The 18,444-nt window shown below is 39.0% G+C and carries 19 protein-coding genes and 1 pseudogene; 9 read left to right on the top strand and 11 right to left on the bottom strand.

The window, feature by feature from the left end:
- Positions 1-221: 221 nt before the first annotated feature.
- From EWZ81_RS02210 to exbB, 3 genes are read right to left on the bottom strand one after another with little or no spacing between them, the layout of a single operon-like run.
- Positions 222-1,082, bottom strand: a complete 861-nt coding sequence (locus EWZ81_RS02210) for an energy transducer TonB family protein (protein WP_165548880.1) — start codon at positions 1,080-1,082, stop codon at positions 222-224.
- Positions 1,048-1,437, bottom strand: coding sequence for a TonB system transport protein ExbD (exbD, locus tag EWZ81_RS02215; RefSeq protein ID WP_079358678.1), 390 nt, complete (start codon positions 1,435-1,437; stop codon positions 1,048-1,050). The genes EWZ81_RS02210 and exbD overlap by 35 nt, the downstream gene beginning before the upstream one ends.
- Positions 1,434-1,871, bottom strand: coding sequence for a TonB-system energizer ExbB (gene exbB, locus EWZ81_RS02220; protein WP_165548881.1), 438 nt, complete (start codon positions 1,869-1,871; stop codon positions 1,434-1,436). The genes exbD and exbB overlap by 4 nt, the downstream gene beginning before the upstream one ends.
- Positions 1,872-2,196: 325 nt before the next feature.
- Between exbB and nikR the strand changes: the two genes are divergently transcribed.
- Positions 2,197-2,643 (top strand): nickel-responsive transcriptional regulator NikR, encoded by a 447-nt coding sequence (nikR, locus tag EWZ81_RS02225; protein ID WP_000380787.1) that lies wholly within the window; start codon positions 2,197-2,199, stop codon positions 2,641-2,643.
- A complete protein-coding gene (gene nadD, locus EWZ81_RS02230) occupies positions 2,636-3,151 on the top strand; it encodes a nicotinate (nicotinamide) nucleotide adenylyltransferase (RefSeq protein ID WP_165548892.1) in 516 nt (171 codons plus the stop codon). The genes nikR and nadD overlap by 8 nt, the downstream gene beginning before the upstream one ends.
- Here the strand turns inward: nadD and EWZ81_RS02235 are convergent.
- On the bottom strand, positions 3,148-3,909 hold the full coding sequence (locus tag EWZ81_RS02235; RefSeq protein ID WP_165548882.1) for a J domain-containing protein: 762 nt from the start codon (positions 3,907-3,909) through the stop codon (positions 3,148-3,150). The two genes, nadD and EWZ81_RS02235, sit on opposite strands and share 4 nt — an antisense overlap.
- A 141-nt stretch (positions 3,910-4,050) precedes the next feature.
- Between EWZ81_RS02235 and mnmA the strand changes: the two genes are divergently transcribed.
- Positions 4,051-5,079, top strand: coding sequence for a tRNA 2-thiouridine(34) synthase MnmA (gene mnmA / locus EWZ81_RS02240; protein WP_165548883.1), 1,029 nt, complete (start codon positions 4,051-4,053; stop codon positions 5,077-5,079).
- 63 nt (positions 5,080-5,142) lie between these two features.
- On the opposite strand, the gene EWZ81_RS02245 is transcribed toward mnmA, so the two are convergent.
- A complete protein-coding gene (locus tag EWZ81_RS02245) occupies positions 5,143-5,829 on the bottom strand; it encodes an NYN domain-containing protein (protein WP_000039559.1) in 687 nt (228 codons plus the stop codon).
- Between the two features lie 201 nt (positions 5,830-6,030).
- The gene (locus EWZ81_RS02250) at positions 6,031-7,110 is read right to left on the bottom strand and encodes a hypothetical protein (protein ID WP_240146732.1); all 1,080 of its coding nucleotides are present in this window, start codon (positions 7,108-7,110) and stop codon (positions 6,031-6,033) included.
- Positions 7,111-7,290: 180 nt separating this feature from the next.
- Here EWZ81_RS02250 and dnaJ point away from each other — a divergent pair, with 180 nt between their 5' ends.
- The 3 genes from dnaJ to EWZ81_RS02265 are packed head-to-tail and all read left to right on the top strand — an operon-like array spanning position 7,291 to position 9,438.
- Positions 7,291-8,400, top strand: a complete 1,110-nt coding sequence (gene dnaJ / locus EWZ81_RS02255; protein ID WP_165548885.1) for a molecular chaperone DnaJ — start codon at positions 7,291-7,293, stop codon at positions 8,398-8,400.
- Between the two features lie 10 nt (positions 8,401-8,410).
- On the top strand, positions 8,411-9,097 hold the full coding sequence (azlC, locus tag EWZ81_RS02260; protein WP_165548886.1) for an azaleucine resistance protein AzlC: 687 nt from the start codon (positions 8,411-8,413) through the stop codon (positions 9,095-9,097).
- Positions 9,091-9,438 carry a branched-chain amino acid transport AzlD family protein gene (locus EWZ81_RS02265; RefSeq protein ID WP_100998972.1) on the top strand — a complete coding sequence of 116 codons (348 nt, stop codon included), beginning with the start codon at positions 9,091-9,093 and terminating at the stop codon, positions 9,436-9,438. Before azlC ends, EWZ81_RS02265 begins: the two co-directional genes overlap by 7 nt.
- Here EWZ81_RS02265 and EWZ81_RS02270 read toward each other — a convergent pair.
- The 4 genes from EWZ81_RS02270 to crdA are packed head-to-tail and all read right to left on the bottom strand — an operon-like array spanning position 9,435 to position 15,191.
- Complete coding sequence (locus EWZ81_RS02270) at positions 9,435-12,548, bottom strand: efflux RND transporter permease subunit (protein WP_165548887.1); 3,114 nt, start codon at positions 12,546-12,548, stop codon at positions 9,435-9,437. The two genes, EWZ81_RS02265 and EWZ81_RS02270, sit on opposite strands and share 4 nt — an antisense overlap.
- Positions 12,549-13,574 carry an efflux RND transporter periplasmic adaptor subunit gene (locus EWZ81_RS02275; protein WP_165548888.1) on the bottom strand — a complete coding sequence of 342 codons (1,026 nt, stop codon included), beginning with the start codon at positions 13,572-13,574 and terminating at the stop codon, positions 12,549-12,551.
- A complete protein-coding gene (crdB, locus tag EWZ81_RS02280; protein ID WP_165548889.1) occupies positions 13,571-14,809 on the bottom strand; it encodes a copper resistance outer membrane protein CrdB in 1,239 nt (412 codons plus the stop codon). Before crdB ends, EWZ81_RS02275 begins: the two co-directional genes overlap by 4 nt.
- 4 nt (positions 14,810-14,813) lie before the next feature.
- Positions 14,814-15,191 carry a copper resistance determinant CrdA gene (crdA, locus tag EWZ81_RS02285; RefSeq protein WP_077652210.1) on the bottom strand — a complete coding sequence of 126 codons (378 nt, stop codon included), beginning with the start codon at positions 15,189-15,191 and terminating at the stop codon, positions 14,814-14,816.
- A 183-nt stretch (positions 15,192-15,374) separates the two neighbouring features.
- Here crdA and fumC point away from each other — a divergent pair, with 183 nt between their 5' ends.
- The 3 genes from fumC to EWZ81_RS02300 are packed head-to-tail and all read left to right on the top strand — an operon-like array spanning position 15,375 to position 17,685.
- On the top strand, positions 15,375-16,766 hold the full coding sequence (gene fumC / locus EWZ81_RS02290; protein WP_165548890.1) for a class II fumarate hydratase: 1,392 nt from the start codon (positions 15,375-15,377) through the stop codon (positions 16,764-16,766).
- A gap of 22 nt (positions 16,767-16,788) precedes the next feature.
- Positions 16,789-17,040, top strand: coding sequence for a hypothetical protein (locus EWZ81_RS02295; protein WP_165548891.1), 252 nt, complete (start codon positions 16,789-16,791; stop codon positions 17,038-17,040).
- A gap of 30 nt (positions 17,041-17,070) precedes the next feature.
- Positions 17,071-17,685 (top strand): ribonuclease HII, encoded by a 615-nt coding sequence (locus EWZ81_RS02300; RefSeq protein ID WP_165548893.1) that lies wholly within the window; start codon positions 17,071-17,073, stop codon positions 17,683-17,685.
- On the opposite strand, the pseudogene EWZ81_RS02305 reads toward EWZ81_RS02300, so the two are convergent.
- Positions 17,659-18,229 (bottom strand): annotated as a pseudogene (locus EWZ81_RS02305) (hypothetical protein). The gene EWZ81_RS02300 and the pseudogene EWZ81_RS02305 overlap by 27 nt on opposite strands.
- Positions 18,230-18,444 lie beyond the last annotated feature (215 nt).

Raw genomic sequence — 18,444 nt, forward strand, 5'->3', positions numbered from 1 at the left:
GAGAGAAAGAGAGAGCCAGAGGGATTTTTTGATTTTCATGTTTTCTCCTTTTAATAGATTTTTCTTTGATACAAAGAAACTTCATATTATAAGCAATAAATGGAATTTTATGGCTAATTTTAGCTCTAAATTTTGGAGATTTTGTTTTTTTGTAAATTGCGAAAAATAGGGGTTTTGGCCTAACTTTTAAGGCTTAAAAACCGCCCTTAAAAGAAGACTAGTTAGTCTTCTTTCAAACTATAAGCGATAGGGATTTTTAGATGCACGGTTTCTTCTGGTTTAGGGAACAAATGCGCCGCGCTTTTAATGGCCTCTAAAGCCGCATGGTTTAAAATATCTGTCGTGTTGCTTTTGACCACTTTAATGTCTGTAACGCTCCCATCAGCATTGATCGTAAAGCTCACTAACACTTCGCCCTCAATGCCCCTAATCTGCGCCATTTTAGGGTAGCGGTTTTTAGAAGAAATAGCGGTTTGGATCTTCATTAAAAATTCGTTGCTCACCCCTGGGTTATAAGCTTGAGCTTCAGAAGTTGCACCCTCAGAGGTTTTGTTAGACTCTTCTTGCTTGTCTTTTTCTTTGACTATATCTTTAGTCGTTACTTGTTTAGGAGCGCTCTTTTCTTTAGCTTCCTCTTTAGCTTCTTCTTTTTTGGGTTCTTCTTTAGGCTCTTCTTTCTTAGGTTCTTCAACTTTAGGTTCAGGCTTAGGCTCGGGTTTTGGTTCAGGTTTGGGTTTTGGTTCAGGTTTGGGTTTTGGTTCAGGTTTGGGTTTTGGCTTAGGCTTGGGTTTGGGTTTTGGATTAGGCTTTGTTACTTCTTTTTTTGGCTCTTCTTTCTTGGGTTTTTCTTTAGGCTCTTCTTTGGGTTTAGCCGACTCGGCATTCGTCTTCACTTTAGAATTAGTGTTAATGCTGGCTAAACTCATGGTAACCTTAGTGGTCCCCGCTTGCGCTAAAGGCTCTGGGGCGTCTTCGCGCAGTAAAAAATAGCCAAACCCTATAGCGTATAGGGCAAAAGAGATTAAAAAGCTAACACTCGTTGAAACTTTACTTAGTTTCTGTGGAGATGGAGAAATTTTCATGATTATGCTCTTTTAAAATATCCATAATGCTGATAAAAGTTTCAAAACGAGAGCTTTTGTCGCTTTTTAAGTCTATAAGGGTTTTAGGGTCTGTTTGTTTGACTACAGCGCTCAAAGCTTCTAAATTCATCGGTTTGTCATCTACGAAAATATTGTCATGCTCATCTACAGAGATGACCACCACTTTTTGATCGTTTGGCTGGGATTTTTCCGCGTTTTTAGCGTTAGGGAGACTGACTTTAATCTTACCTTGTGCGATAAAAGTAGAAATACTTAACACAATCGCTAGCAAAACGAGCATAATATCAATGAAAGGGACAACATTCAGCCCATCGCCTCTTCTGATGCTTTTCATTTTTTCATGATCCTGAATTTTTCACTCAAAACATCGGATTTTCTCAACAAGCTATTGTAAGCGATCAAAGTGGGAATCGCCACAGCAAGCCCTAAAGCGGTCGCTTTTAAAGCTAAAGACAAACCTACCATGATCGTTTTAGCGTCCATCCCGCCGCTCACGCCCATGTCATAGAAAATCACCATAATCCCTAAAACCGTCCCTAATAAACCCACATAAGGCGCGTTAGAATAAATCACATAAAGAATGGTCAAATTCTTGGTTAAATCCAAATTTAGGGCGTCTATATCATCATAAGCTTTCAAATTGACTTTAGAATAAAAAATAACCCTTTCAATCACAAACCACAAAGCTAAAAAACTCGCCACGCCAAGCACCGCAAAAACAAATATGTCCACATAATCTTTCAACATTCCCATTGAAAAACCGCCCATAAAAACTCCTTGTCTATGATAAAACAATTCCCTTAAGATTAAAGCAACATGCGATACAGACATACTCTAAAGAGCATGCACTCTTTAAGAAGCATTCGTTCGCATAAATGCTCCAAAATGATAAAAGAATGTTGGTTTGTTGATTATATTGTTTTAATAATAACAAGTCAATGATAATTAAGCTAGTAATTGTAATTAAATTCAAACGCTCTTATGGCCAACCATTTAAATCCAATCTGTATTATAATTGTTCATTTTAAATTAATTCAATCATACTAGCATGAGCGGCTTTTAACAAACTCATGCCAAAAAAGGATTTTTCTCAATGGATACACCCAATAAAGACGATTCAATCATCCGCTTTTCGGTTTCTTTACAACAAAATTTATTAGACGAATTAGACAACCGCATCATTAAAAACGGCTATTCTTCTCGCTCAGAATTAGTGCGCGACATGATCAGAGAAAAATTAGTAGAAGACAATTGGGCCGAAGATAACCCTAATGATGAGAGCAAGATCGCCGTGCTTGTGGTGATTTATGATCACCATCAAAGGGAATTGAACCAGCGCATGATAGACATTCAGCATGCCAGTGGGACGCATGTTTTATGCACCACTCACATTCATATGGATGAGCATAATTGTTTGGAGACGATCATTTTACAAGGCAATTCGTTTGAAATCCAACGCTTGCAATTAGAAATTGGGGGGCTTAGGGGGGTTAAATTCGCTAAATTGACTAAGGCGTCTAGTTTTGAATACAATGAATAGCGTCTTAAAATACAAAGAATTAGCGCTCTATGGAGGGAGTTTTGATCCCTTACACAAGGCTCATTTAGCCATTATTAAGCAAACTTTAGAATTATTGCCATTCGCTAAGCTCATTGTCTTACCCGCTTACCAAAACCCTTTCAAAAAGCCATGTTTTTTGGACGCACAAACCCGTTTTAAGGAATTGGAAAGAGCTTTAAAAGGGATAGATAGGGTGCTATTGAGCGATTTTGAAATCAAGCAAGAAAGGGCTGTGCCTACGATAGAAAGCGCGATTCATTTTCAAAAACTCTACCGCCCCAAAACGCTTTATTTAGTCATAGGAGCGGATTGCTTGAGGCATCTTTCTTCTTGGACTAACGCTAAAGAGCTTTTAAAAAGGGTGGAATTAGTGGTTTTTGAAAGGATTGGCTATGAAGAGATTCAGTTTAAGGGACACTACCACCCTTTAAAGGGCATTGATGCACCGATTTCTTCTAGCGCGATTAGGGCTAGTTTAGGGGTTTAAGCGTGTTTTTTAATGTGGCTATAGGCTTCTTGAATGATAGCGAAGCGTTTGGCGTAAAGAGCCTTTTTTTCTTTAAGATCGCATAAATCAGGGTGGTAGGTTTTAGCCAACTCTAAATAGCGCTTTTTGACTTCGCTGAAATTTTCATGCTTGATAAACCCTAACGCTTTATAGCATTCTCTTAATTTGCGTTCAGCCATAGTGGTGTAGCTGTCCTTGCCAAAGCCATTAGGATAGATGAAGTCTAAGCATGCGTTATGGACGATTCTATTTTCATGGAGCGTTACAATGAGTTCCCAAAAACGCTCTGAATCGCCTCTTATATGCAATTCATCTTGGGTTTCTAAAAACACATAGCCGCTGAATTTTTGGCGTAAAAACCGCTTGGCGATAGGGTGCTTGGTGATAAAAAGCGCATATTCTGCCCCAAAGGTTAAAACTTTCACCTCTATCTTTTCTAAAAGCGTGTTTTGATTGATGATTTTGATGCGTATGGGCAAGCGGCTTTTTTGTAAAATCTCTTCTAAAGAATGCGTGCTAATATCTTTCTCATGCGTGCATTCAAGGGCATGATAAACCCAGTTGAGCAAGTAGTTTTTTTTAAAACATTCCGTGTCGTTTAAAATGAGTAACGATGAAGAGAGCATGTGGCACTGGCTGAAATGTTTTTTGGCGTAGTTTAAAACTTTTTTCAATAAAGGGTGGTTGTTAGGGAGCGCGATTTGCGTGAATCTGGCTAACAATTCAATTTTGGCCATTACCCTTATTTTCTCCATGCGTTTTTAGGTGGTTTTAAAAAATATTAGGCGTATTTTAGCATGCCAATGGTTAAAAAGGGTAGTTATGAATGGTTTTTGCGCTAGACTACAAGCCACATACTAATGATGAAAGATATAAAAATGAAAATAGCGGTATTACTCAGTGGGGGGGTGGATAGCTCTTATAGCGCTTATAGCTTAAAAGAGCAAGGGCATGAATTAGTGGGGATTTATTTGAAACTCCATGCGAGTGAAAAAAAGCATGATTTATACATCAAAAACGCTCAAAAAGCGTGCGAGTTTTTAGGCATTCCTTTAGAAGTTTTGGATTTTCAAAAGGATTTTAAAAGCGCGGTTTATGATGAATTTATCAGCGCCTATGAAGAAGGGCAAACCCCTAACCCATGCGCGTTGTGCAACCCTTTAATGAAATTTGGGCTAGCTTTGGATCACGCTTTACAATTAGGGTGTGAAAAGATCGCTACCGGGCATTATGCGAGGGTCAAAGAAATTGACAAAATAAGTTATATTCAAGAGGCTTTGGATAAAACTAAAGATCAGAGCTATTTTTTATACGCTTTAGAGCATGAAGTGATCGCTAAATTGGTGTTCCCTTTAGGGGGTTTGTTAAAAAAAGATATTAAGCCTTTAGCCTTGAGTGCGATGCCTTTTTTAGGCACTTTAGAGACTTATAAGGAATCTCAAGAAATCTGCTTTGTGGAAAAAAGCTACATTGACACTTTAAAAAAGCATGTTGAAGTGGAAAAAGAGGGCGTGGTGAAGAATTTAAAGGGCGAAATCATTGGCACGCATAAGGGCTATATGCAATACACGATTGGCAAACGCAAAGGCTTTAGTATTAAAGGCGCGTTAGAGCCGCATTTTGTGGTGGGGATTGACGCTAAAAAGAACGAGTTGATTGTGGGCAAAAAAGAAGATCTCGCCACGCATTCGCTTAAGGCTAAAAACAAATCTTTAATGAAAGATTTTAAAGATGGCGAATACTTCATCAAGGCCCGTTACAGGAGCGTGCCTGCTAAAGCGTTTGTGAGCTTGAAAGATGGAATGATTGAAGTGGAGTTTGAAGAGCCTTTTTATGGCGTGGCTAAAGGGCAAGCCTTGGTCGTTTATCAAGATGATATCTTGCTTGGCGGGGGCGTGATTGTTTAAAAACTAAAGAACTAAGAGATACGCCTTTTGGTAGTCTCTTAATGTTTTATTGAATAGGCGTTATTATTGTTGTTTAAATTGTGGCAACCTAGTGGTCAAGTAATCAATATGTTCTTTTAGATCCTCTCTAATATGATTTCCCATAGGATCAAGAGTGAAAATGATACCTTCAACTCGAGCAAGTTTTGAAGCAGGGACAAAATCGCTATCACCAGAAATTAAAACGATTTTTTGCACTAATTTTTTCAACGCTAAAGTGGCTATATCAAGTCCTATCTTTATATCAACGCCCTTTTGCTTTGCGTGATAGATAAAATCATCATTTTGAAATTTCTCTATACTTATTCTCCTGTTAAAAAGTTTCTTTTCTTTTTCTTGGTCACGAATGACCCATCTGGCATTTTTCTCGTCAAGATACCCCAACCTTAACGCCAAGCAAGGTTTGGAAATTAAGTGTTCGTGTAACTCTTCCCTTTCTTTATAGGTTGGGCTTTTGGATAGATCTAGAGCTTTTTGAGTGTATGGATAATGAGCCTTTTTCTTTAATGGCTTGCAATCGTAAAAAAATATGCGGTATAGTTCTTCATCATTCTTTTTATTGATATGCTTTAGGCAATAAGTATGAGTATGGTGTGCTGATTTTTTTGGGTTAAGACTTTCATACTTGTCACTAGACTGCTTTTTAAGATGAGATTTGTAGCATCTTATAAAAAAGTCTCCATCCACAAGTATAGCTACTTTTTTTGACATTCTTAAATCCTAAGTAATATAAGGAAAGCTCCGCTCCTTTCAACATGTCAGTGTTGAAAAAAGGAACGGATAAAAATATCTAGGGTTCGCACTTGTATTCTATGGGTTCACAAGGGTCGTGGGATCTCCTAATAAAAGAGATCCTTCCTAGAAGTTATGCTCTTATTTTACTCTAATTGTTTTTGCTTGTCAAATATTGTCCTACTCCCGCTTAAAATTTTCAAAGCTAGGGAATCCATGCGGATCTAGGCGGATATTTTTAATGGAAGCCTTTTTATCGCTCAAATCACCGTTCAAATTGAAGGGTTTTGGTGTTTTGGCATGCTGTTTGGCTAAAAGGGCTAAAACTTGGGCGTTTAACGCCATGGTTTCATTCAAAAACGCCATTTGCTTATTTAATTCGCTTAGAAATTCTATATTCAAGGTTTTTAAAGTGTGCTCGTAATTGGCTAAGATTAGAGCATGCTTTTCTTTGTTGTTTTTAGCGTTTTTTAATTCCTTGTCTCGCTCTATAAGGGCGTTTTGGTAGCGTTGCTGTAATTGGTTAGCGCATGATTTGAGATTTTCTTTGTCGCATAAAAAGCGCGATTTTAAAGTTTCTAGGCGTTTTTCTAGAGGTAAAAAGGTTTTTAGGGCGTCTTCTTTAGCTTGGATTTGGCTTTGAAGCTTGTTTTTAAATTTTCTCAAACGCATGGCTTTATAGGCTTGAAAATCATGGTTTTTAAGAGCGTTGTATTCTAAAGTTTTGTTATGGGATTGTTGGTTATGGGCTTGGCTTTCTAAAACCTGATCGCACAAGGCGTTTAAAGCGCTCATCAAATCCAATTGGGAGAGCAAATGGGCGAGTTTAGGCTCTTTGAGTAAGAAAAGGGCGTTGTTTTTTTCTTGAACTTCTAAAGCGTTTGAAGCTTCTTCTAAATTCTTAACACCGCTCAAATAAGGGCAATGTTCTTGCAAGAAAATCGTTTGGGATTCTTTGATTAAGCGTTCTTGTTCCATGCTCTCTTTTAAGCGTTTTTCTAAAGCTTGTAATTTTTCTAATTCCAAAGCGCTTTGCTTCAATAACGCATCAGTGTCCATAAGGCGGATCTGGCTAGCGTTAAAAAAACGCCTCTGGCTATTTAGGGTGCTATTAGCCTTTTTGATTTCTTTGAGTTGATCTTGGTTATTGGAAAGCACGCTTTGATAGATTCTTAAACTTTCATTGAGTTTATAGAGCATGTCAGAAAGCTGTTCGTTGGAGCGCGAGAGTTTGGCGTTAGTTTGAGAATCAAAAGTCATCATTATCTGTGCGTTTGAAAAGGTTAGAAAAAATAAGAAGAAGCAAAAAAATCTCATAAGGTTATCTTTATTACTATAGTTTCATCGTGTTATTTTATCTAAGTTTTGGCATGTGTAAAAACACGCAAATTATCGCTTTTAAGATAAAATAAGCGTTTTGATGCCATTTTTGGAGCGATCGTGGAATTGAGTTATTATGAAATTTTAGAAGTGGAAAAACACAGCAATCAAGAGACCATTAAAAAGTCTTACAGAAAGCTGGCTTTAAAATACCACCCGGACCGAAACGCCGGTGATAAAGAAGCCGAAGAAAAATTCAAGCTCATCAATGAAGCCTATGGGGTGTTAAGCGATGAAAAGAAGCGGGCTTTATACGATAGGTATGGTAAAAAAGGCTTAAACCAAGCCGGCTCAAGCCAGGGCGATTTTTCTGATTTTTTTGAAGATTTAGGCTCGTTTTTTGAAGACGCTTTTGGGTTTGGCGCTAGGGGAGGTAAAAGGCAAAAAAGCTCTATCGCACCGGATTATTTGCAAACCATTGAATTGAGTTTTAAAGAAGCGGTTTTTGGCTGTAAAAAAACCATTAAAGCCCAATACCAGAGTGTCTGTGAGAGTTGCGATGGCACGGGCGCTAAAGACAAAGCCCTAGAGACTTGCAAGCAATGCAGTGGGCAGGGGCAGGTGTTTATGCGTCAAGGTTTTATGAGTTTTGCACAAACTTGTGGGGCGTGTCAAGGCAAGGGCAAGATCATTAAAACCCCATGCCAAGCGTGTAAGGGTAAAACCTACATTCTTAAAGATGAAGAAATTGATGCGATAATCCCTGAGGGCATTGATGATCAAAACCGCATGGTGCTTAAACATAAAGGCAATGAATACGAGAAGGGGAAAAGAGGGGATTTGTATTTAGAAGCGCGAGTCAAAGAAGATGAGCATTTCAAACGCGAAGGCTGTGATTTGTTCATTGAAGCGCCGGTATTTTTCACCACTATCGCTTTGGGGCATACGATTAAAGTGCCGTCTTTAAAAGGGGATGAATTGGAATTAAAAATCCCTAGAAACGCCAAAGACAGGCAGACTTTTGCGTTTAGAAACGAGGGCGTGAAACACCCGGAAAGCTCTTATAGAGGGAGTTTGATCGTGGAATTGCAAGTGATTTACCCTAAAAGTTTGAATAAAGAGCAGCAAGGGTTATTGGAAAAGTTGCATGCGAGTTTTGGCTATGAGGGCGAGCCGCATAAAAGCGTTTTAGAAACCTGTATTTCTAAAATCAAAGACTGGTTTAAATGAAAGGTTGTTGATGCATGATTTTCTAAAAGCCTTCAAAGACGCTTTCCCTCATACCATTTCTATCTTGTTAGGGTATTTGCTTATGGGAATGACTTTTGGAATGCTTTTAGCCCAGCAAGGGTATGATTATAAAGTCGCTTTGTTCATGTCGTTATTCATCTACGCTGGGGCGGTGCAATTTGTAGCGATCACGCTTTTAAGCGCGCAAGCGAGCTTGATGAATGTCGTTATTGTGAGTTTGTTGGTGAATGCGAGACAGACTTGTTATGCGTTTTCTATGTTAGACAGATTTAAAAACACCCAATGGCGTTTGCCCTATTTAGCGCATGCGCTCACGGATGAAACCTTTGCTCTATTGAATTTATACGCTCCTAAAGAGGGAGTTAGTGAAAAAGACTTTATTTTTAGCATTTCCTTACTCAACCACTCTTATTGGATTTTTGGCTCGTTGGTGGGTTCGTTAGTGGGAACGCATTTTTCTTTTGACACTCAAGGCATGGAATTTGTGATGACAGCGATTTTTATCGTTCTGTTTATGGAGCAATACAAACGAAACACAAACCACAAAAACGCATGGCTTGGGATTTTTATTGCGGTTGTTTGTTTAGCGCTCTTTGGGACTGAATATTTTTTGCTCATCGCTTTAGTTTTAATGGTGCTTGCTCTTATTTTGTTTAGAAAGCAGTTAGAATGTTAATGCATTCTATACTCATTATTTTAGTCATCATATTAACGACTTATTTCACGCGCATTTGGCCTTTTATGGTGTTTAACGCTAAAAACCCGCCCAACGACTTTGTGCGTTATTTGGGTAGGGCTTTATCATGCTCAGTGATAGGCATGCTCGTGGTTTATTGTTTTAAAGACATTCAAATTTTAAAACCCCCTTATGGGATCAATGAAATCACCGCTTTTTTATCCGTTATCCTTTTACACCGCATTTTTAAGGTGTTTGTTTTAAGCATCACGCTCCCCACCATTCTTTATATGGTTTTAGTCCAAAGCCATGTATTAGAAAAGGCTTTTTTTAATCCTTAACATGATGTTTGATGGCTTTTAACCCTAGCGTTTTTAATCACAAAATACGCCGTAGGGATAATAAAAAGCGTTAAAACAACGCTGCTTATCATGCCTCCTAGCATGGGTGCAGCGATGGATTTCATGATTTCACTCCCCGTGCCATGGCTATACATGATCGGAATGAGTGAAGCTAGAATGCTAAAAAAGGTCATAAGCTTGGGCCTTACCCTAAGCACCGCCCCATGCATGATGGCCTCTTTTAAAGCGGCGCTGTTTTGCTCTTTTAAAGGGGTTTTGATGAATTTTTGAAACGCGTCTTCTAAATAAATAATCATCACAATAGCCGTTTCGCTCGCTACCCCTAAAAGGGCTAAAAAGCCCACTAACGCCGCCACGCTCATGTTAAAGCCCATGATATTCATAAAAATTAACCCCCCCAAAAACGCAAAAGGCAGAGTGAAAAAGCATAATAAGGAATTAGTGAGATTCTTTAAAGCAAAGACAATTAAAATAAAAATGATAAACACGCTCACCGGCACGATGTATTGTAAGGTTTTAAACGCTTCTTCTAAATACTGGCTCTCACCGCTAAATTCATAATAATACCCGCTAGGCAATTTGATTTTTTCTAGCGCTTTTATCGCTAGTTGTCTGTAAGTGTCAGAGCTGATACCATTTTGTGGCACAATATAAATAAAATTCACGTTCAAGCCCTTTTCACTTTTTAGCACCGCCGGCGAGTTGTCGTAATAGATGCGGGCTAACTCCCTTAAGGGCATGTAATTGTAAGCGGTTTTGATGTAGAGGTTTTTTAATTTTTCAATGGTGTTTCTTTCGGTGTCTTCTAAGCGTAAAGAAATAGGGTAGCTTTCTACGCCTTTAATCATGGTAGTGAGCGTGGCTCCGCCCAGAGCGAATTTGATCGCATCTAACACGGCGTTTTTATTGATGCCGTAACGAGCCAGATTTTCATCGTTCAAATCCAGCGTGATGTAGTAGCCGTTATTGGATCGCTCGGCAAAGACGGACAAACTCTCTTTTAGGGTTTTGAGCTGTTGCTCCATAAGGATCGCTAATTCTTGTAATTTATCCGTGTCATTACCATAGAGCTTGATGCCTAGGGGCGTTCTAATGCCGGTTAAGAGCATGTCCGTCCTCCCACGAATGGGGTAAGTCCATGAATTAGTCAAGCCTTTTAATTGCAGGGTTTTTTCTAATTTGTCCCTAACTTCTTTATAACTGAGCTTTTCTTTCCATTCGTTTTTTGGCTTTAATTCAATGTAGGTTTCTATCATTCCTAATCCGGCCGCATCGGTGCTGGTGTTAGCGCGCCCCACCTTACCAAAAACCTGTTTGACAAAATCCAGTTGCTTGATAGCGGCATTACTTTTTTTCAAATATTCTAAAGCGGTGTCAATGCCCACGCCATTAAGCGTTACTGGCATATACATGATTACCCCCTCATTGATTTGGGGGATAAATTCCCAATTAAGTTTTTTATACGCTAGATACAAGCCCCCTAAACCTAAGACGCTCGCTATTAAAAAAGCGTATCTGAACTTAAGCACAACCTTCAAGCTCACGCCATAAATTTTCATGAAAAAAGCGTTAATGGGGTTTTTAGACTCTTCTAAAATCCGCCCTTTAATGAGCCATACCATTAAAATAGGGACCATGGTGATAGAAAGCAAGGCTCCTACTAGCATGGCAAAGGTTTTGGTGTAAGCTAAAGGGGCAAAAAGCTTTTCTTCTTGACCGGTGAGCGCAAAAATTGGCAAGAAAGAAACCACAATGATCATTAAAGCAAAAAATATCGCGCCTCCCACATGCTTAACCCCTTGCATGATGGCATTAATTCTTTGAGCGTTGTCTTTTACATCAATGTGTTGCAGATGCTTGTGCGCGTTTTCCACCATCACAATAGCCGCATCTACCATCGCCCCTATAGCGATCGCAATGCCCCCTAAACTCATAATACTCGCTTCAATATTGAAATAACGCATGAGCAAGAAACTAATACACACGCTTAAAGGCAGAGTGATAATCACCACTAAAGCGCTCCTAAAATGCAATAAAAAAATCGCAATAATGACTAGCACAATCACGCTTTCTTCTATGAGCGTGTGGATTAAATTGTCAATGCCTTTTTCAATCAACTCGCTCCTGTCATACACGCTGGTGATTTTCACATCAGGGTTACTCGCTTGTAGGGTGGCGATTTTTTCTTTAATGGCTTTAAGCACCTTATAAGTGTCAGCGTGATAGCGCACCATAACAATCCCCCCCACCACTTCCTTATCGCCATTAAGGTTGGCAGCCCCTCGGCGTGGTTTGGGCGCTAACCTAACGCTGGCTATATCTTTAATCTTTAAAGGGATAGCCCCTTCTTTTTTAACCACAATTTCTTCTAAATCCTTCAAAGATTGGATATAGCCATGCGATCTTATAATTTTTTCAAACCCGTTTTCTAAAATAACCCCCCCACCGGTATCGTTATTGGAATTTTTAATCGCGTTAGCGACTTGCTCCAAACTCAAGTTATAACGGATCAGAGAATCGTTTTGAAGCGTTACTTCATAATCCTTCACAAAGCCCCCCACGCTTGCGACCTCACTCACCCCATCAACCCCTAAAAGCGCATAGCGGTAATAAAAATCCTGTAAGACTTTCAAATCGCTTAAGTTCTTGCTATCGCTAGATAAGGCGTATTGATACGCCCATCCAATAGAAGTGGAATCGCTCCCTATTTCCACTTTAGCGTCCTTGGGGAGATTACTCACTCGGTTTAATTGCTCTAAAACCCTATCCCTAGCCCAATACAAATTGACGCCGTCTTTAAAAATGATGTAAATCAAACCGCTTTCATAACTAGAAATCCCCCTAACCGTGTCAATGTTAGCGATACTCATAAAAGTGGAGACTAGCGGGTAAGTAACCTGCTCTTGCACGATTTTAGGACTTTGATTGGGGTAAGTGATCTGCACGACCACTTGAGCGGGGCTTAAATCCGGCAAAGCGTCTAAACGAACGCTTTTTATCGCCCACAAAGAGGCTAAGAAAATGAGTAGAGTGACTAGAGTGGTAAGGAGTTTGTTTTTAACGCTTAAATCAATGATTTTTTCTATCATTCAATAATCCCCATTGTTTTGAGCGTCAGCGTCTAGCACGAATAAAGCGTTATTAGCGACTTCTTCACCCGCTTCTAAACCCTCTAAAATTTCATAATTCCCATCGCTCAAGCGAACGGCTTTAATTTCTAACGGGCTTAAGCCAAAATCATCTTTTTTAAACACGATAGCTTTCCCCCCCTTAATCAAAACCGCTTCTTTAGGCAAAATCTTCATTTTTTTTGGTTTGTGAAAGATTTCTACTTGAGCGAACATGTTAGGGTAATAAAGCTGTTTAAGATTAGGCACATTGAAGCGCGCTTCTAGCATTTTATCTTGCGCATTTATGATAGGATTGATGTTTTCAAGCGTGATTTCTTGCTTGCCTTTAACCCCTTCTACGAACAAAATCGCTTGATGCGTGTTTTTTAAAAACTCTAAATCCTCTTGATTGACTTTAACCAGTGCCCACAATTGGCTTAAATCTATGATTTGAAACAACTCTTGCCCTTTTTTAAAAAAGCTCCCCTCATTGAGATCCGGGCTTTTTTTAAAAATAACGCCACTGAAGCGAGAGTAAATAGTGATTTCATTTTGAACCTTGTGGCTGCTGATGATTTTTTCAATGCTAAAGTTTTCTAGCCCCAATAGTTTTAATTTTTCTTTAATCGCTCCCACTTGCTGGTTGAATTTCAATGACGATAGCAATTCGCTTTGAACGCTTGCTAATTCAGGGGAATACACGCTCAATAGTCTATCGCCCTTTTTAATGGGGGTATAGGTTTTATTCGCATAAAGCTTTTCCACATAGCCATCAAAACGCAGGGTTTGAGAAAAAATCAGCGCTTCATTAGGCTCTAAAATCGCATAATAGCGCCGGCTTTGGGCGAATTCTTTTTCTATGACCTTAGTGGTGGAAATATTGAAATGAGTTTGGCTTTTAGCTTCTTTAGTTTTTTTAGTCTCTTGAGTTTCTTTAATTTCTTGAGCGTTAGCCAATAAGAGAGCAAAAAAGAGAGCCAAGGCGAACAATAAAAGCCGTTTCATTCTAATCCTTTGAGGTTTTGTAAGGACAAATAAGCGCTATTTAGAGCGCTCAAGGTTTCAAGCTGGGTGATTTGAATGGTGATTTTGTCATTAAAAGCGTTGTAATAAGCGTTGTAATCGCCGTTAGATTTCAAATCAAGCGCATAAATTTGTGCGATTTTTTCATTCTGCTTGATGATTTTATTGATCGATTCTAGGTTTTTTTGCAAGGTTTCTAATTTTTTAAGGAGTTTTAGGGCCAGGTGGTGGGTTTTGTTTTTGGTGTTTTCCACTTCGCTTTTAAACACTAATCTTTCTTTTTTCTTTTGCTCCACTAATTTAGCCTGCTTGCCATAAAGAGGCAAAGGGATAGACAAAGCGACGCTAAACATGTCATAGTTATAGTATTGTTTGGAGCGGAAATAATACACCCCGGTAACATTCACGTCTTCTAAAAAGCTTTTTTTAGCCAAAGTGATGTCTTTTTGCGCTTTTTCTTCATCAAGCCTAGCGATCGCAATATCGTAATTAGTGGCGCTGATGTTATATAACTCTTGCTCCTTATTAAATTCAAAATTTTTAGGGGCAATGCTTAAAAGCTCGTTTTCTTTAAAAGTCAATTCGCCCATGGAATAATGGCTGCTAGAGAGCGCTTCTTCTAAATTGTTTTTTTTGATTTCTAATTGCGATTTTAAAATTTCTAGCTTGGCGATCGCTATTAAATTGGGCGAACTGGAATGGTTAGCTTGATAGAGGGTGTTTTCTAAATTTTTAATCGCTGTCTTTAAAAGCTCTATTTCTTGCTGGTTTTTATAATTTTCAATGCCATTTATCATTAAATTAATCACCAATTGCTGCTTGGTTTTTTTAAGCTCTAATATCTTTTTTTGTTTTTCTAAGTTAATCATTTGAGATTGCGTGAGTTTTTTACCATTTAAATCCACTTTTTGAGACAAACCCAAGCTCATGTTTTGCATTAAGGTGCTATCCAGTCTGAAAAAATCGCTCACGTTAGCGTTGTTATAGCCTAAATACAAAATAGGGTTATCCCACTTGCTAACGACTTTTTCTTGAGAATTTAAAGCGTCAATTTGCTCTTGTAAGGCTTGTATTTTTTGATTTTTAGAAAGGTATTTAGCCACAAAAGATTGGATCTCTAAATCTTTAGCCAAACCCAAATTAAAAAGCAGTAACAAGGCTGTTAAAAGGCGTATTGAAACACCCCTTTTATCAAACGCGCTTATAAAAGACAGCATGCGCTTATAAATCCAGGCTTGTTTTAGCGCGATAAACTTGGCCTTCTTTGGATTTAATATCCACCCTAACTTGCCATGTCCCATTCATGGAAAGATTGGTTTTAGCTTCATAAAGGCCGTTTTTTTCACTCACTTGCGCCATTTCTTTCATCGCTGGCATGCCGGGCATTTCAGGCATCATAAACTGCACCCTAACGATAGCTTTTTCTAAAGCCTTACCTTTTAAAGTGGGGCTAAGCACAAAAGTGTTATCGCCTTTAATGGGGTTACCCACGGATTTGATTTTCACTTCCAAATCATTAGCTTTTAGGGTTTGCTCCCATGCGTTTAAACTTATAACCCCCAACGCGCTTATTAAAAATAAAGCGGCTAACTTTTTCATCGTTTTGACCTTTACATTAAGATAACAAGAAATTCTTGTTGCGGACGAATGATAACCCTCTTTTGTGTAAAAATTGTGGAAATGGTTTGTTTAAAAAAATTAAAAAATCAGGGTTTTTAAGTAGAAGGTATAAGAGTTTATGCTATTTTTTAAGGTTTTAAAATCAAATTTCAAAGGATTAGCATGCAATATAGAATTGAACATGACACGATGGGCGAAATCAAAGTAGATGATAGACAATATTGGGGGGCTCAAACGCAACGCAGTCTTGAAAACTTTAAGATCGGCACTGAAAAAATGCCTAAAGAACTCATTGGCGCGTTTGCCAAACTCAAAAGGAGTCTGGCGGTAGTTAACCACAAGTTGGGGAAATTAAGCTTGGAAAAATCGCAAGCCATTATCAAGGCGTGCGATTGCATTTTAAAAGGCGAGTTGTGCGGCGAGTTTCCCCTAGCGATATGGCAAACAGGGAGCGGGACTCAAACGAACATGAACCTCAATGAAGTCATTGCCAATAAGGCTACCGAAATTTTAGGGGGTAATTTCAGGGAGAAAAAACTCATCCACCCTAACGATGATGTGAACATGTCTCAAAGCTCTAACGACACTTTCCCTACCGCTATGCACATTGTGAGCGTGCTAGAAATCACGCACAAACTGCTCCCTAGTTTAGAAAATCTGTTAAAAACCTTTAAAGAAAAAAGCCAGCAATTTAAAGAGATTGTCAAAATCGGGCGCACGCATTTGCAAGACGCTACGCCTTTAACTTTGGGGCAAGAATTTAGCGGGTATGCGAGCATGTTAGAGCATTCTAAACAACAAATTTTAGAGAGTTTGGAGCATTTAAGGGAATTAGCCATAGGCGGGACTGCCGTAGGCACAGGGCTAAACGCTCATAAAGAATTGAGCGAAAAAGTGGCTGAAGAATTGAGCCAGTTTAGCGGCGTGAAATTCATTTCTGCGCCCAATAAATTCCACGCGCTCACTAGCCATGACGCTATCGCTTATGCGCATGGGGCTTTTAAGGCTTTAGCGGCGAATTTAATGAAAATCGCTAACGATATTAGATGGCTTGCGAGCGGGCCTCGCTGTGGTTTGGGCGAGCTTAATATCCCTGAAAACGAGCCGGGCAGTTCTATTATGCCTGGTAAAGTCAATCCCACGCAATGCGAAGCGATGACAATGGTGGCCGTGCAAGTGATGGGGAATGATACCGCTATTGGCATTGCGGCCAGTCAGGGTAATTTTGAATTGAATGTGTTCAAGCCGGTGATCATTTATAATTTCTTGCAAAGTTTGAGGCTATTGAGCGATAGCATGGAAAGTTTCAATATCCATTGCGCAAGCGGTATTGAGCCTAATAAAGAAAAGATTGATTATTACTTGCACCATTCTTTAATGCTAGTAACCGCCCTTAACCCGCATGTGGGCTATGAAAACGCCGCTAAAATCGCTAAAAACGCCCACAAAAAAGGCATTTCTTTAAAAGAAAGCGCGCTGGAATTGAAACTCTTGAGCGCTGAAGACTTTGACCAATTCGTGGTGCCTGAAAAGATGATCGGGCCTAAGGCTTGAAACATGAATTAAGGGGCATAAAATGACGCTTCAACAAGTCACTAAATCTAAAGAAATCCGCAACTTTTTAGAAAAGGTGATGCATGACAATAAAGATTTGAATCTTTATTTGGAATCTGGAGGCAGGCATGCCAAGCTGACTGATGGGGAGCATTCTTTGACGATCCCTTCATCGCCAGGCGACAGAAAAAGCGCGAAAAACTTTGAAAAAGAATTGACAGAGTTTATTAAGAAATTAAGAGAAAACAGGATAACGCATGGAGCGTGTGAGTAGGAATTTTGATACCGGTTGGGTTGCGTATCAATGGTTTTAGGCATTGATGAAGCGGGTAGGGGGTGTTTGGCTGGTTCGCTTTTTGTGGCTGGGGTGGTGTGTAATAAAAAAACAGCCTTAGAGTTTCTAAAAATGGGTTTAAAAGACAGCAAGAAGCTCAGCCCCAAAAAGCGCTTTTTCTTAGAAGATAAAATCAAAACGCATGGTGAGGTGGGGTTTTTCGTGGTTAAAAAAAGCGCAGAAGCAATTGATAGCTTAGGCTTAGGGGCGTGTTTGAAGCTCGCTATTCAAGAAATTTTAGAAAATGGTTGCCCTTTAGCTAATGAAATAAAAATAGACGGCAACACGGCGTTTGGCTTGAACAAACGCTACCCTAATATACAAACCATCATCAAGGGCGATGAAACAATCGCTCAAATCGCTATGGCGTCTGTTTTAGCGAAAGCTTCTAAGGACAGAGAAATGCGGCAATTGCACGCTTTGTTTAAGGAATACGGCTGGGATAAGAATTGCGGGTATGGGACTAAACAACATATAGAAGCGATCATTAAGCTAGGGGCTACGCCTTTTCATCGGCATAGCTTCACGCTTAAAAACCGCACCTTAAATCCCAAACTCTTAGAGGTGGAACAACGTCTTATTTAAAATGGCGCTGAGACGGGTAGCGCTCGTTAAAGAAAGGTCGATGCGTTTGGCTTTAAAGTAAGCGATTAAGTCTTCAGGCTGAATGAAAGGGAATTGCACCATCACATACACACGATGGTTGGTGGTATCCACGAACCTTTTAGCCAAAATGGATTTAGACGTTAAAAAATCAAAAAGCCCGAATAAATGGCTGATAGAGTTATTTTTAACTTGAAGCGCTTTAACAATGCGATGGTGCATTTTAGTGATTAAAATGCTTTCTAACGAGCTGTAAGCGTTCATTCTAGCTCTTAAAAAAGCCACTTTTTCAGCGTTCTCTTCAGGGGGTAATTTGTCATCATAGGGAATATAGTTGGAATAAAAATCTACCGGAAATAGAAGCCGATCCGACATATTGATTGGGCGGATTTTTTCCTTTAAAAAGATTGATTTCAAGCCAATCAGGATAGTTAATCGTGTCCTTTAAATGCTTAGCATGCGCTGTTTGAGCGAAGAGGCCTAGGGATAACAAGGCGCAGAAACTTAATTTTTTCAATGCGTTCATTATAGCTTCCTTTCTATAAAAAAAATATCCTACGCTTTTAGGGTAGGTGGGTATTTCTCAAAAAGGCGAAATACTAGGATAGCTTATAGCGAGTTAGCTTAAGAAAAAATAAAAAATATTAAATAATCAATTAAAAATTTTAGTAATAATATTAAATACATAAATACATAAATACATAAATACATAAATACATAAATACATAAATACATAAATAC

Source organism: Helicobacter pylori, assembly GCF_011140715.1.
Taxonomy (GTDB): Bacteria; Campylobacterota; Campylobacteria; order Campylobacterales; family Helicobacteraceae; genus Helicobacter; species Helicobacter pylori_DA.

Coding starts and splice junctions, on each gene's coding strand:
- EWZ81_RS02210 (WP_165548880.1), bottom strand. CDS start 1,082: ATGAAAATTTCTCCATCTCCACAGAAACTAAGTAAAGTTTCAACGAGT.
- exbD (WP_079358678.1), bottom strand. CDS start 1,437: ATGAAAAGCATCAGAAGAGGCGATGGGCTGAATGTTGTCCCTTTCATT.
- exbB (WP_165548881.1), bottom strand. CDS start 1,871: ATGGGCGGTTTTTCAATGGGAATGTTGAAAGATTATGTGGACATATTT.
- nikR (WP_000380787.1), top strand. CDS start 2,197: ATGGATACACCCAATAAAGACGATTCAATCATCCGCTTTTCGGTTTCT.
- nadD (WP_165548892.1), top strand. CDS start 2,636: ATGAATAGCGTCTTAAAATACAAAGAATTAGCGCTCTATGGAGGGAGT.
- EWZ81_RS02235 (WP_165548882.1), bottom strand. CDS start 3,909: ATGGCCAAAATTGAATTGTTAGCCAGATTCACGCAAATCGCGCTCCCT.
- mnmA (WP_165548883.1), top strand. CDS start 4,051: ATGAAAATAGCGGTATTACTCAGTGGGGGGGTGGATAGCTCTTATAGC.
- EWZ81_RS02245 (WP_000039559.1), bottom strand. CDS start 5,829: ATGTCAAAAAAAGTAGCTATACTTGTGGATGGAGACTTTTTTATAAGA.
- EWZ81_RS02250 (WP_240146732.1), bottom strand. CDS start 7,110: ATGACTTTTGATTCTCAAACTAACGCCAAACTCTCGCGCTCCAACGAA.
- azlC (WP_165548886.1), top strand. CDS start 8,411: ATGCATGATTTTCTAAAAGCCTTCAAAGACGCTTTCCCTCATACCATT.
- EWZ81_RS02265 (WP_100998972.1), top strand. CDS start 9,091: ATGTTAATGCATTCTATACTCATTATTTTAGTCATCATATTAACGACT.
- EWZ81_RS02270 (WP_165548887.1), bottom strand. CDS start 12,548: ATGATAGAAAAAATCATTGATTTAAGCGTTAAAAACAAACTCCTTACC.
- EWZ81_RS02275 (WP_165548888.1), bottom strand. CDS start 13,574: ATGAAACGGCTTTTATTGTTCGCCTTGGCTCTCTTTTTTGCTCTCTTA.
- crdB (WP_165548889.1), bottom strand. CDS start 14,809: ATGCTGTCTTTTATAAGCGCGTTTGATAAAAGGGGTGTTTCAATACGC.
- crdA (WP_077652210.1), bottom strand. CDS start 15,191: ATGAAAAAGTTAGCCGCTTTATTTTTAATAAGCGCGTTGGGGGTTATA.
- fumC (WP_165548890.1), top strand. CDS start 15,375: ATGCAATATAGAATTGAACATGACACGATGGGCGAAATCAAAGTAGAT.
- EWZ81_RS02295 (WP_165548891.1), top strand. CDS start 16,789: ATGACGCTTCAACAAGTCACTAAATCTAAAGAAATCCGCAACTTTTTA.
- EWZ81_RS02300 (WP_165548893.1), top strand. CDS start 17,071: ATGGTTTTAGGCATTGATGAAGCGGGTAGGGGGTGTTTGGCTGGTTCG.